The sequence below is a fragment of the Clostridium aquiflavi genome (genome assembly GCF_031344075.1).
Classification (GTDB): domain Bacteria; phylum Bacillota; class Clostridia; order Clostridiales; family Clostridiaceae; genus Clostridium; species Clostridium aquiflavi.
Map to the genome: position 1 here is coordinate 1 of NZ_JAVJAN010000057.1, position 13,999 is coordinate 13,999.

General features: G+C 28.6%; 10 protein-coding genes. All 10 read left to right on the top strand.

Features of this window, described 5'->3' with window-relative positions; translation table 11 throughout:
* The first annotated feature begins 541 nt into the window (after positions 1-541).
* The gene (gene spoIIE / locus RGC78_RS14965) at positions 542-2,923 is read left to right on the top strand and encodes a stage II sporulation protein E (RefSeq protein ID WP_252224257.1); all 2,382 of its coding nucleotides are present in this window, start codon (positions 542-544) and stop codon (positions 2,921-2,923) included.
* 138 nt (positions 2,924-3,061) lie between these two features.
* Positions 3,062-4,468 carry a tRNA lysidine(34) synthetase TilS gene (tilS, locus tag RGC78_RS14970; protein WP_252215907.1) on the top strand — a complete coding sequence of 469 codons (1,407 nt, stop codon included), beginning with the start codon at positions 3,062-3,064 and terminating at the stop codon, positions 4,466-4,468.
* 5 nt (positions 4,469-4,473) lie between these two features.
* Positions 4,474-5,013, top strand: coding sequence for a hypoxanthine phosphoribosyltransferase (hpt, locus tag RGC78_RS14975; protein WP_252215903.1), 540 nt, complete (start codon positions 4,474-4,476; stop codon positions 5,011-5,013).
* A 73-nt stretch (positions 5,014-5,086) separates the two neighbouring features.
* Entirely contained in the window at positions 5,087-6,892 is a 1,806-nt protein-coding gene (gene ftsH / locus RGC78_RS14980) for an ATP-dependent zinc metalloprotease FtsH (protein WP_252215900.1), read from the top strand.
* 220 nt (positions 6,893-7,112) lie between these two features.
* On the top strand, positions 7,113-8,783 hold the full coding sequence (locus tag RGC78_RS14985) for a formate--tetrahydrofolate ligase (RefSeq protein ID WP_252215898.1): 1,671 nt from the start codon (positions 7,113-7,115) through the stop codon (positions 8,781-8,783).
* 127 nt (positions 8,784-8,910) lie between these two features.
* Positions 8,911-9,684 carry a type III pantothenate kinase gene (locus RGC78_RS14990; protein ID WP_252215896.1) on the top strand — a complete coding sequence of 258 codons (774 nt, stop codon included), beginning with the start codon at positions 8,911-8,913 and terminating at the stop codon, positions 9,682-9,684.
* Positions 9,685-9,689: 5 nt separating this feature from the next.
* Entirely contained in the window at positions 9,690-10,655 is a 966-nt protein-coding gene (gene dusB, locus RGC78_RS14995; protein WP_252215894.1) for a tRNA dihydrouridine synthase DusB, read from the top strand.
* 67 nt (positions 10,656-10,722) lie between these two features.
* On the top strand, positions 10,723-11,547 hold the full coding sequence (locus RGC78_RS15000) for a hypothetical protein (protein ID WP_252215890.1): 825 nt from the start codon (positions 10,723-10,725) through the stop codon (positions 11,545-11,547).
* A gap of 114 nt (positions 11,548-11,661) precedes the next feature.
* Positions 11,662-12,144, top strand: a complete 483-nt coding sequence (greA, locus tag RGC78_RS15005) for a transcription elongation factor GreA (RefSeq protein WP_252215888.1) — start codon at positions 11,662-11,664, stop codon at positions 12,142-12,144.
* 44 nt (positions 12,145-12,188) lie between these two features.
* Positions 12,189-13,694, top strand: a complete 1,506-nt coding sequence (lysS, locus tag RGC78_RS15010; protein WP_252215885.1) for a lysine--tRNA ligase — start codon at positions 12,189-12,191, stop codon at positions 13,692-13,694.
* Positions 13,695-13,999: the final 305 nt, after the last annotated feature.

Consider the following 13,999-nt stretch of genomic DNA (forward strand, 5'->3'; position numbering starts at 1 on the left):
GGCGGAACTGGCAGACGCACAGGACTTAAAATCCTGCGGTGGTTAAACACCGTACCGGTTCGATTCCGGTCTTCGGCACCAAAGACTTAAGTTATAAACTTAAGTCTTTTTTTATGTTTAAAAATAAAAGATATAATAAAAAATCTTATTTTAAGGGCGGTAATCGCTTTTTTATTCAAAAAGATAAATATGCACAAAGTATTTATGAATTAATAAATGTAAAGTTATATATATTCACAAAAAAATATATTATGAAAAAATAAATCCTCATAAATTTTTAAAAAGCATATTTTAACGACAAATTAATATAAAAATAACATGTTTGCTTTTTATTAAACTAGTCATTACAAAAATAACTATTACTTTAGATATATCAATTTGTTCACATTATTTTATGTAAAAATTTTACAATTAATATTAAAAAGAAATATAGAATATATTGTCCAACGAAAAATTTTCCAATGTATATTTTATGACATTAATCTTAAATCTTAAGTGATATAATCAAATTACAATATTTGGAAAAAGAGGAGGGCTATATATGCAATATGAATTGAATATTAATGCATATAAGAATAAAAAAGCTAAAAAAAGCTTTTTATTAAAAATGGAATTATCAAGAATGATATTTATATTAATAGCTGGATTATTGTTATCAAGAGTAACTTTATTATTTAATCAAACAGAAAGTAATGGTATAGCACCATTAGGAATAGCCTATTTAATAGTAATAGGATTAAAGTGTAATAGGAGTAAAACGGCCATGGCTTCAATTGGAGTGCTGTTAGGTTATGTAACTATAAACTCTAAGTTACCAGGTGGAATGGTTTACTTAATTACAGCAGCTGCATTGACATTATATTATGAAGTATTAAATAAATCTGAAAAAAGAAAAAAAGAGTTTGCAAGTTTCTTTATAGTTTTTTTAAGCTTCATAGGTTATGGAATATTTTCCAATAACTATGATTTAGGCGTTAACATAACATTGGCATTAATTAATGCACTTGTGGTATTGCCTGTTTACTATATCATTAAGTATTCTTTTAATTGTCTTGATGAAGTTAATAGCAATTACTTTTTTACATCTGAAGAGATAGTAAGTATGGCCATATTATTTTGTTTATTTGTTGCTGGTATAGGAGATATAAGTATAAAGTATTGTTCTCTAAGGAATGTACTAGCTTTATTATTGGTAGTAACAATTGCATACATTGGTGGTGCATCTTATGGTGCGACCATGGGCGTTGCTATGGGAATAATTTTGGGATGTTCATCTAATAATATGATGGCATCAGTAGGGTTTTATGGTGTAGGAGGTTTAGTTATAGGTATATTTAAGGATACTGGTAAAATATTTTCAGTTCTATCCGGAATATTAATTTATTTTGCTTTGGGACTTTATTCGGAAAGTATAAATTCTAAATTTATAATAGAAGTAGGATCTAGCTTAGCAATATTTTTATTTATACCTAAAAATTTATATAACAATATAGAACTTGAAATAAATACTGAAAAGAAACAAGAAAGTATAAACCAAATTCACTTAAATGAATTAAAGGAGGAATTTACGTTAAAGTTAAAGGATCTAAGTTGTGTATTAAATCAGGTATCTAAAACATTAGAAGACATGGATGATAATGATAGACTTTTAATTAAAAATAAAAGTTGTGAATTTGTAGAAAGTTTAGCTGATAGAGTGTGTATAGATTGTGAAAAGAAAAATTCTTGCTGGAGAAGGGATTTTAATAATACTTATAATTCTTTCCAAACTCTTATAAAGAGTGCTGAAGAAGAAAATCCAATATTGCCAAAGGCACTAGAATCTTCATGCGTAAAACATTTTACATTATTAAAAAGTGCACAGGATATAGTGACTAATCATATTGTAAATTCAAATATTAAAGATAGATTTAGTGAAGGGAGGCAAATTATATCAACTCATATAAACAATATATCTTATAGTTTAAGTAATGTATTAGATGAATTTAAAAGGGAGGTAACAATTTGTAGCGATTTAGAAAGAATAGTAAAAAGGGGGTTAAATAAAAATTCAGTTGAATATAATGATGTTTTCTGTTATACCGATAGAAATGGAAGGGTAAAAATAAAATTGATAATGAAGGAGTGTGAAAACTGCGAGTATTATGAAAATAAATTAATTCCGTTGCTTAATGAGATAATGCATATTCCTTTATGCATTTTAGATAATGGTTATTTTATAAATAAAGATACAAATACATGTACTTTGTTAATAGAAGAAATGCCTAAATATAATGTTATTTCCTATGGAGCTATGGCTTCTAAGGAAGGAGAAACACATACTGGTGATAGTTATAGTTTTGGAAAAGTTACAGATGGATCATATATGACAATATTAAGTGATGGTATGGGATCTGGTCCTGATGCAGAAAAGGAAAGCAAATCTACAGTAGATTTAGTGGAGAAATTTATGGAGGCTGGATTTGATGAAGAAGTAACAATTAATACAGTGAACTCTATAATGGGAATGAAATTTTCAGAAAGTGAAAAATATGCCACTTTAGATTTAAGTAAGATAGACTTATATAGTGGAGAAGTTAATTTTGTGAAGATAGGAGCAGCATCAAGCTTTATAAAAAGAGGAGATCAAATATTAGTGGTAGATTCTAAAAACTTACCCTTTGGTCTTGTTGATGAAATGGAGCTTGATGTAATAAAAGAAGAAGTAATGCCAGGTGACATTTTAATAAGTGTTAGTGATGGGATTTTAGATATAGATAAATTAAATAGTGGAAACTTTATTTGGCTTAAGGAATATTTGAAAGATTGTTGTACAGATCCAAGAGAATTATCAGAGAATATTTTACAAAAAGCTATGACATTAAGTGATAATATGCTTAAAGATGACATGACTGTATTAGTTTCTAAAGTATATGCTGTTTAATTGTAAAACTGCTGTATATTAAAAATGCAGCAGTTTTTATTGGGTAGATTCTTTCTTTTGCCACTATAAATATTTACATTTAAAATGAATATAAGGTATTATAATAGAAGTTGTATAAAAAAATAGGAAGTGTTAATTTTGAAGAAAAAAATATTATCTTATATTATTGATAATAATCTTATAAAATCGGGAGATAAAATATTAGTAGCTCTTTCAGGAGGACCCGACTCCTTATGCCTATTAAATATATTAAAAGAATTGAGAGGAGAACTTGGTATAGAAATTGGAGCAGCTCACTTAAATCATCTATTAAGGGGCGAAGATGCTTTTAAAGATGAAGAATTTGTGATTAATACATGTAAAAAAATGAATATTTCTTATTATGTAAAAAGGGTTGATATAAATAAGTATTCAAAAGAACATAGATTATCTTCTGAGCTGGCTGGAAGAAATGTAAGATATGATTTTTTTGATGAGATATTAAAAAAAGAAGGATTTAATAAAATAGCTACTGCTCATAATGCTAATGATCAGGCTGAAACTATAATTTTTAGAATGATGAGAGGCACTGGACTTGAAGGGTTAGGTGGAATAAAAGTTTGTAGAGAGGATAAGATTATTAGACCTATATTGTGTCTAACTAGAAAAGAAGTTGAAGAGTATATAGAAAAGAAAAATCTAAAGCCTAGAATAGACAAGACTAACTTTGAAAAAATTTATAATAGAAATAAAATAAGATTGGATATAATTCCATATATTCAGGATAATTTTAATGAAGATATAGTTAAAACTTTAAATAGAATGTCATTATTAATACAAAAAGACAATGCTTTTATTGAGAGATTGTGTATTAAAGTTTATAATGAATATTGTAAAAAGGATAATGACAATAATTTTTTTATATTAAATAAAAAATTGTTTAGAGAAGATGAAGCTATAGTAACACGAATTATAAGAAGCGCTCTTGTTGAATATTCTAAATCTCATTATGATTTTGAAATGAAGCATATATATGATATTTTAGAATTATCTAAAAAAGAAACAGGAAAAAGTATAAATCTGCCTAAGAATATATATGTAGAAAATATATATGGCGATATAAAAATAAGCAGCAAAGTAAAAGAAAATATTAAAAGTAACAAAACAGAAACTTTTTTAGATAAGAAAAACATAGGTGAAGATACCATATATTTTAATAATTATGAATTTGTAATGAGTATTTTAAAAAATAAATCTAATAATTTACTAGATTTAAAAGAAAATAATTTAGTGAAATATTTTGATTTGGATAAGATAGAAGAAAACATTTTATTTAGAACAAGAAAAAATGGGGATAAAATTACACCTTTAGGGATGAAAGGTCAAAAGAAATTAAAAGATATATTTATAAATATGAAAATCCCTCAAGAAGATAGAGATTTAATACCATTAATTTGTTTTGATGATAATATAGCGTGGATTGTAGGATTAAAAATATCAGATAACTTTAAAGTAACTAATAATAGTAAAAATATATTAAAAATAGTAGCTAAAAGAAAGGAATAGAAGTTATGAAAGAAGATATACAAGAGATATTATTTGATGAGGAAACTTTAAATGAAAAAATAAAGGAGATAGCAGCAAAGATAAGTGAAGATTATAAAGGAAGAGAATTAGTTGTAGTAGGAATACTTAAAGGATCTGTGTTATTTGCAGCAGAGTTAATTAAAAACATATCTATACCATGTGAAATAGATTTTATGGCTGTATCAAGCTATGGAAATTCTACAGAAACATCAGGAGTAGTAAGAATTTTAAAAGATTTAGATTATAGTATTGAAGGTAAGGATATTTTATTAGTAGAGGATATTGTTGATAGTGGAATTACTCTTAGTTATTTATTAAAGTATTTAAAAGCAAGAAAAGCTCATACTATAGAGATAGTATCTTTATTAAACAAATCTGCAAGAAGAACAGCTAAAGTTGATGTAAAATACATAGGTTTTGAAGTACCTGATGCATTCATAGTTGGGTATGGTATTGATTATGCAGAAAAATATAGAAATTTACCATTTATAGGAGTATTAAAACCAGAAGTATATGAAAAATAGAATTTACAATTTATTGTAATTGAAATAGTGCTATGGTAAAATTAAAATCATGTATAAGAAAGGGGGGCCTTGAATGAAAAAATATTCAAGTGCAGCTTTGTGGACAGTAGTTTCGATTATGCTTATTTTAGCATCGGTTGCTATGTGGGAAACAGGAAAAGGCTCAGATAGTATAATATATAGTTCGTTCCAACAAAAATGGAATCAAGATCAAATTGAAAGTATTACTATAAAACAAGACAAAATGACCGTTGAAGGAAAGACTAAGGATGATAAAAGTTTTGTTACAGTAGTTCCAGACGATTTAATAACTTCTTTAATTAAAGAAACTCCTAAATCAGATGTAAGAATAAGCTTTGAACAACCATCTAATAGTGGAATGTGGCTTACAACATTAATACCAAGCGTTTTATTAGTTGTTATTTTCTTAGTATTTTTATTTGTATTTACTCAACAGTCCCAAGGTGGTGGCGGCGGAAGAGGCGTAATGAATTTTGGTAAAAGTAAAGCTAAAATGGCGATGCCTGATTCTCAAAAAGTCACTTTCAAAGATGTTGCTGGAGCTGATGAAGAAAAAGCAGAATTAGAAGAAATTGTTGATTTCTTAAAGACTCCATCAAAATATATTGAGATAGGTGCAAGAATACCTAAAGGTGTACTATTAGTTGGACCTCCAGGAACTGGAAAAACTTTACTAGCTAAAGCTATATCTGGTGAAGCAGGAGTACCTTTCTTTAGTATATCAGGATCTGACTTCGTTGAAATGTTTGTTGGTGTTGGTGCATCAAGAGTTAGAAGTTTATTTGAGGATGCTAAAAAAAATGCTCCTTGTTTAATATTTATAGATGAAATTGATGCTGTAGGAAGACAAAGAGGTGCTGGTTTAGGCGGTGGTCATGATGAAAGAGAGCAAACTTTGAATCAACTTTTAGTTGAAATGGATGGATTTGGAGCTAATGAAGGAATAATAATGATAGCTGCAACTAACAGACCAGATATCTTAGACCCAGCTCTACTAAGACCAGGTAGATTTGATAGGCAAGTTCTTGTAGGAATACCTGATGTAAAAGGAAGAGAAGAGATTCTTAAAGTTCATACAAGAAAAAAACCACTTGAAGAAAGTGTTGAATTAAATGTATTAGCAAAAAGAACTCCGGGATTCTCAGGAGCGGATTTAGAAAACTTAGCTAATGAAGCAGCTCTTCTTGCAGTAAGAAGAGATAAGAAGAGAATATCAATGCAAGATATGGAAGAAGCTATAACAAGAGTTATAGCAGGTCCTGAAAAGAAGAGTAGAGTTATAACAGATCATGATAAAAAATTAACGGCTTATCATGAAGCCGGTCATGCTGTTGTTATGAAGTTACTTCCTAATTCAGATAAAGTACATGAAATCAGTATAATTCCAAGAGGAAGAGCTGGAGGATATACAATGCAACTTCCTAATGAGGATAGAGCTTATACATCAAAATCTAAGCTTAAAAATGATATGGTAGGTTTACTTGGTGGAAGAGTTGCAGAGCACTTAATACTTGGAGATATAAGTACTGGCGCAAAGAATGATATAGATAGAGCAAGCGCTATTGCAAGAAGCATGGTTATGGAATATGGTATGAGTGATAAAATTGGTACTATATCTTATGGTTCTGATGATAGTGAAGTTTTCTTAGGAAGAAACTTAGGAAAAGGTAGAAACTTTAGTGAAGATATTAGTTCTAAAATAGATCATGAAATAAAAGATTTTATAGATGAAGCATATTCTAAAGCTGAAAAATTATTGAATGAAAATTTAAATAAGTTACATGCAGTAGCTGGGGCTTTACTTGAAAAGGAAAAGATCGAAGGTAAAGAGTTTGAAGAAATTTTTGCAAATAACTAAAGTAAAGAGATTTTTAAAAGATATTCTTTTAAAAATCTCTTTTTATTATAAATACAAATGATACAAAATTATAATTTTATAAAATTTCTAATATATACGAATGATAAAATTGATAAAATGTTAAATATTCGAAAAAATCTTTTGACTTCTATAACAAAATGCTATAATACAATTAATAGTAAGCTAAAAATTAATGTAATAAAGTATTGGAGGGTTTTTGATGAAGACGGATATAGAAATTGCACAAGAAGCAGAAATGTTACATATTAGAAATGTTGCAGAAAAGTTAGGCTTAGATGAAGAAGATATTGAGTACTATGGTAAATATAAATGTAAGGTTTCTTTAGATGTATATGAGAAAGCTAAAAATAATAGAGATGGAAAATTAGTATTAGTAACAGCTATAAATCCAACTCCGGCAGGAGAAGGAAAATCAACTGTTACAGTAGGTTTAGGAGACGCTCTTAATAAGATGGGTAAAAATGCTATTATAGCATTAAGAGAGCCATCATTAGGACCTGTATTTGGAATAAAAGGAGGCGCTGCTGGTGGTGGATATGCACAAGTAGTTCCCATGGAAGATATTAATCTTCATTTTACAGGTGATATGCATGCTATTACATCTGCTAATAATTTATTATCAGCAGCCATAGATAATCATATACACCAAGGTAATGATTTAAGGATAGACTCAAGAAGAATAATATTCAAAAGAGTTATGGATATGAATGATAGAGCATTAAGAAAAATCATTGTTGGTATGGGTGGAAAAATCAATGGTTTTGTAAGAGAAGATGGATTCACTATTACTGTAGCTTCAGAAATAATGGCTATACTTTGTTTAGCTAGTGATTTAGAAGATTTAAAACATAGAATGGGGGATATACTAATAGCATATGATTTAGATGGAAATCCTGTATATGCAAAACAGTTAGAAATTCAAGGTGCTATGGCATTATTAATGAAAGATGCGATTAAACCTAATTTAGTTCAAACATTAGAAAATACTCCAGCATTGATACATGGTGGACCTTTTGCCAATATAGCACATGGATGTAATTCTATAATGGCTACTAAATTATCACTTAAATTAGGAGACATAGTAGTAACAGAAGCAGGATTTGGTGCAGATTTAGGCGCTGAAAAGTTTTTTGATATAAAATGTAGATATGGAAACTTAAAACCTTGTTGTGTAGTTATAGTTGCTACAATTAGAGCATTAAAGCATCACGGTGGAGTATCTAAAGCAGATTTGAATATTCCAAGTGTTGAAGCACTAAAAGTAGGAATAGCTAACTTAGAAAAACAAATAGAAAATATTAAAAAATTTAATATAGAACCTGTAGTAGCTATAAATAAATTTGTTAATGATAGTGATGAAGAAGTTCAATTTATAAAGGACTTTTGTGAAAAGTTAGGTGTGAAAGTAGCGCTTTCTGATGTTTGGGCAAAAGGCGGAGATGGCGGAATAGAATTAGGTGAAGCTGTATTAGATGTTATAGAAAAAGATAAATCTAATTTTAAAACTCTTTATGATGCCAATAAAACTATAGAAGAAAAGATATTAACTATAGCAAAGGAAATCTATGGAGCTGATGGAGTTATATATAGTAATGAAGCTAAAAAACAAATTAATGAGTTAGTTAAGTTTAATTTAGATAAATTACCTATATGTATGGCTAAGACTCAATACTCATTATCAGATAATCCAAATTTATTAGCTAAACCACAAGGATTTAATATTAATGTTCAAGAAATTAGAGTATCTAATGGAGCCGGATTTATAGTAGTTCAAACAGGAAATATAATGACTATGCCAGGATTACCAAAAGTTCCAGCTGCAAATAAGATGGATGTACTTAAAGATGGCGAAATAATTGGATTATTTTAATTTATATGAAACCCTTGACAAATTAATGTGAATTGTTAAAATTAAATTGTTATTTTAAAGTAAATTACTAAATTAAGGCAGCTTTAGGGCTGCTTTTAATTTTAATATTATTAAGGTGGTGCTTTTAATGATTCTACTTGTAGATGCGGGCAATACTAACATAGTTCTAGGTGTATATAAAGATAAAAAATACATAGCGAGTTGGCGTATTTCCACTGAAGGAAATAAGACATCTGATGAGTATAGTATACAAATAATGCAATTATTTAATTTAAGTGATCTTAACCCAAAAGAGGTTAAAGGTATTATTGTTTCATCAGTTGTTCCCAATATTATGCATTCTTTAGAAAATATGTTAAGAAGATGCTTTGGTCAAGAACCTATAATAGTTGGTCCTGGAATAAAAACAGGTATAAATATTAAATATGATAATCCTAAAGAAGTAGGTGCAGACAGAATAGTTAACGCAGTTGCTGCTTTTGAAATTTACAAAAGACCAGTCATTATAATAGATTTTGGTACAGCAACAACTTTTTGCGCTGTAACTGAAAATGGAGATTATTTAGGAGGTTGTATATGCCCCGGGCTTAGAATTTCTGCAGATGCATTATTTGAAAGAGCAGCTAAACTACCAAGAGTAGAATTAGAAGTACCTAGAAAAGTAATTTGCAAAAATACAGTTTCGAGTATACAATCTGGTGTATTATTTGGATACATAGGTCAAGTTGAGTATATTGTAAAGAAAATGAAAGAAGAAATGAGCGATGGAGTAGAGCCTTATGTCATAGCAACAGGAGGTTTAGCTAATTTAATAGCAAACGAAACAGATGTAATAAATAAAGTAGATTCAGATTTAACATTAGAGGGATTAAAAATATTATACAAAAAGAATAGGGAGTAAAACAAATGAAAATAGGAAATCTGAGTTTTGATAATACTGTTTTTTTAGCACCTATGGCAGGTGTTACAGATCTATCATTTAGAGGACTTTGTAAGGAAATGGGTTGTGGACTAGTTTGCACTGAAATGGTTAGTGCAAAGGCTTTATATTATGGGAGTGAGAATACGCAAACTCTACTTAGAGTCTCTAATGAGGAGTCTCCAGTAGCAGTACAAATATTTGGACGTGAACCTGAAATAATGGCAGAAATATGTGAAAAATATTTAAATCCAAGAGAAGATGTTTGTATTATAGATATAAATATGGGATGTCCAGCTCCTAAGATAGTAAAAAACAAAGAAGGATCAGCACTTATGCTAGAGCCAAATTTAGCTTATGATATTGTAAAAGCAATAAAAAAAGTTTCTAAAAAACCTGTAACAGTAAAGTTTAGGAAAGGATATGATGATGAACATATAAATGCTGTGGAGTTTGGAAAAGTATTAGAAGAAGCTGGAGCAGATGCAATAGCTGTTCATGGAAGAACTAGAAAGCAAATGTATGAAGGTCACTCAGATTGGGAGATAATAAAGAAGGTTAAAGAAGCAGTCTCTATTCCTGTTTTAGGGAATGGAGATGTATTTTCACCAGAAGATGCAATAAAAATGAAAGAATTAACAAATTGTGATGGAATACTTGTAGCAAGAGGTAGTATGGGTAATCCTTGGATATTTAAACAAATTCAAGATGCATTGAATGGAAAAGCTGTTGGAGAAATTTCTTATCAGGATAAAATTAATATGTGTATAAGACATTATGAACTAGCTATTAAAAATGATGGAGAATACAAGGCTATAAGAGAAATGAGAAAACATGCTTCTTGGTATATAAAAGGACTTCCAAGATCCACAGAAATTAAGAATCAAATAAATATTCTTAATGATAGTGATGAAGTTATGAGTATTTTAGAACAATATAAAAATACTTTATAAATAAGAATTATTGTAAAGTTATTAGAATATGATAGTATTGATATCAATGTTATGGAGAATTTTATTTATGGATACTATTTTATATGTATATTTGAATAAAAAACGTATATATAATAAATATAATTTCTTTACTAAAATAATTGACGTATTTAAAACAAAAAAATTAAAAGATATAAAAATAGAGGAATTGGGTATTCTTATAAAAAGAGTAGAAATTCCATCTAATTTAAATGATATTGCTTACGAAAAAAATCTATCAAGGATATTAACTAAATATAATGGAAAGTATGATGAATTAAGTTTGAATGGAAAGAGCTTGTATAATTTAAATTATGCAAGTAAATTTCAAAAGGAGTTCATTTCGTATAGTATAGTACAAAGCATAAGGTTTGTTTTAATGAACCTTAATAAATCTATTAAGAATTCAAATATATTAGTAGATATTGATGAGGAAAACTTATTAGTAAGCATACTTAAAGAATTGGCTAAAGAAGGCAGAAATGTTATTCTGCTGAATAATAGCATTAATAAAATAGAAAAAATTAGAGAAACTATTATGAGTGAATATGGATTATCTATAGAAGTAATATTACGAGAAAGTAATTTACCAAATATAGATTTTGTTGTTACATCTAAAAATAAACAATATGACTGTAACAATGTTTGGTATTTAGGGGATTTTCCAACTAATTCAAATAAAGGCATATATATAAATAGTATATTATACAAAGTTCCTTGGAATATATTGTTAAAAGAAATGCCTCCACAATTAATAGCTTCTATAATTAGAAAACAAAGAAATAGTAGTATATGTGAAATGTTAAAAAGTAATGATATTACACTTGAATCAATACTGTATAATGATGTGGAAATCATATTAGGCAATCAGTAGGTTTGTTGACATATATGATACCCTGATTTATAATTAGTTAATGATTTTGAGTATAATGCCTGAAATAGGCACTTAAATATAAAAAAATTTAAGGTGATTGAAGGGGAGTAAAATATGAGTGAACCAAAACAATACGTAATGACTTACGAAGGTGTTAAGAAATTAGAAAGTGAATTAGAATATTTAAAAACTGTAAAAAGAAAAGAAATAACTGAAAAGATAAAAGTTGCTTTGGGTTATGGAGATTTAAGCGAAAATTCAGAATATGATGAAGCTAAAAACGACCAAGCATTTACAGAAGGAAAAATACTACAATTAGAAAATAAGCTTAAGAATGCAGTTGTAGTTGATGAATCAGAAATTCCAAAAGATATAGTTTCAGTTGGGTCAAAAGTTAAAGTTAAGGATTATGATTTTGATGAAGAAGTTGAATATTCAATTGTAGGTTCAGCAGAAGCAGATCCTATGAATTTTAAAATATCAAATGAATCACCAGTTGGAAATGCTCTAGTAGGAAAGAAAATTGGTGATATAGTGGAAGTTATAATTCCAGATGGCGTAAGCAAGTTCGAAATTTTAGATATACAAAGAGGCTAAAAGGGGAACCAAATAAATTAAGAAGCGATTAACGGAGGGATAATATGTCAACTGAGGAAATGAATATAAGTGAATTAGAATCTCAGTATAACGAACAAGAAGCATTGAGAAGAACTAAATTAGCAGATTTACAAGAAGCTGGTAAGGACCCTTTTGATGTTTATAAGGTAGAAAGAACTCATACATCAGAAGAAGTTAAATCTAATTATGAAGAATTAGAAGGAAAAAATGTAACAGTTGCAGGAAGAATAATGTCAAAGAGAGGACAAGGAAAAGTTGTCTTTTCAGATATTCATGATAAAGATGGAAAAATCCAATTATTTATAAAGATTGATCTTGTAGGAGAAGAAAGTTTAAAATCATATAAAACTTATGATCTTGGAGATTGGGTTGTAGCAACAGGAGAAGTATTTACTACAAAAACAGGAGAAGTATCTGTTAAAGTATCTAACTTTGAATTAATATGTAAGTCTTTAAAACCATTACCAGAAAAATGGCATGGCTTAAAAGATCCAGACTTAAGATATAGACAAAGAGAAGTTGATATAATAACTAATCCAGAAGTAAAAGAAACTTTTATAAAGAGAAGTAAAATTATTTCAGGAATTAGAGAATTTTTAGATACTAAGGGTTTCTTAGAAGTGGAAACTCCAATACTTGCGCCAATTGCAGGAGGAGCAGCTGCTAAACCTTTCGTTACTCATCATAATACTTTAGATATAGATATGTACTTAAGAATTGCAACAGAATTATATCTTAAAAGATTAGTTGTAGCTGGATTTGAAAAAGTATATGAAATAGGAAGAAACTTCAGAAATGAAGGAATGTCAGTAAGACATAATCCTGAATTTACTGCTATTGAATTATATGAAGCATATTCTGATTATAATGATATGATGGAAATAACAGAAAATATGGTTGCATATGTTTGTGAAAAAGTAAATGGAACTACAAAAGTTACTTATCAAGGTACAGAAATAGACTTTATGCCACCATGGAGAAGAGTAACTATGGTTGATGTTGTTAAAGAACATGCAGGTGTAGATTTTACTACAATAAAGTCTGATGAAGAAGCTCAAGCTATAGCGAAAGAAAAACATTTAGAATTTGCTAAGCCTTTAAATACAGTAACAAAAGGTGAAGTATTAAATGCTTTATATGAAGAATTTGGTGAAGCAAATATGATTCAACCTACATTTGTTATGGATTATCCAGTTGAAATTTCACCTCTTACTAAAAAGAAGAGAGGAAATGAAGAATTTACTGAAAGATTTGAAGGATTCGTATTCGGAAGAGAATTATGTAATGCTTACTCAGAATTAAATGACCCTGTAGTTCAAAGACAAAGATTTGAACAACAAGCTAAGGAAAGAGAACTTGGTGATGACGAAGCATATATGTTAGATGAACAATTTATGAGTGCGTTAGAAACAGGTATGCCACCAACAGGTGGAATGGGAATGGGTATAGATAGACTTATTATGTTCTTAACAGATGCATCATCTATAAGAGACGTAATATTATTCCCAACAATGAAACCACAAAAATAGTATTAAATAATTTAATTTTATCAAAAGTCCCATATTATAATATTATGGGACTTTTGACATATAAAAGATTATTAATCAAAGAATAGTTATGAAGAACATTTATATATGGATAAGTAAAATTCTGATGTCATTTTACCTATGAATATATCAACATTATCTTAAAATTTAGCTTAATTAACAAAAAAATTATAAAAAAGGGTTGAGATTTATAAAAAATCTGTTATAATAGTAAAAGTAATGACGTTCCGCGATAGCTCAATGGTGGAGCACTCGGCTGTTAACCGATAGGTTGGAGGTTCGAGTCC

Bases quoted from the DNA above. Each gene is read 5' to 3' on its own strand.
- ftsH (WP_252215900.1), top strand. From the start codon at position 5,087: ATGAAAAAATATTCAAGTGCAGCTTTGTGGACAGTAGTTTCGATTATG.
- RGC78_RS14985 (WP_252215898.1), top strand. From the start codon at position 7,113: ATGAAGACGGATATAGAAATTGCACAAGAAGCAGAAATGTTACATATT.
- hpt (WP_252215903.1), top strand. From the start codon at position 4,474: ATGAAAGAAGATATACAAGAGATATTATTTGATGAGGAAACTTTAAAT.
- greA (WP_252215888.1), top strand. From the start codon at position 11,662: ATGAGTGAACCAAAACAATACGTAATGACTTACGAAGGTGTTAAGAAA.
- lysS (WP_252215885.1), top strand. From the start codon at position 12,189: ATGTCAACTGAGGAAATGAATATAAGTGAATTAGAATCTCAGTATAAC.
- spoIIE (WP_252224257.1), top strand. From the start codon at position 542: ATGCAATATGAATTGAATATTAATGCATATAAGAATAAAAAAGCTAAA.
- RGC78_RS14990 (WP_252215896.1), top strand. From the start codon at position 8,911: ATGATTCTACTTGTAGATGCGGGCAATACTAACATAGTTCTAGGTGTA.
- dusB (WP_252215894.1), top strand. From the start codon at position 9,690: ATGAAAATAGGAAATCTGAGTTTTGATAATACTGTTTTTTTAGCACCT.
- RGC78_RS15000 (WP_252215890.1), top strand. From the start codon at position 10,723: ATGGATACTATTTTATATGTATATTTGAATAAAAAACGTATATATAAT.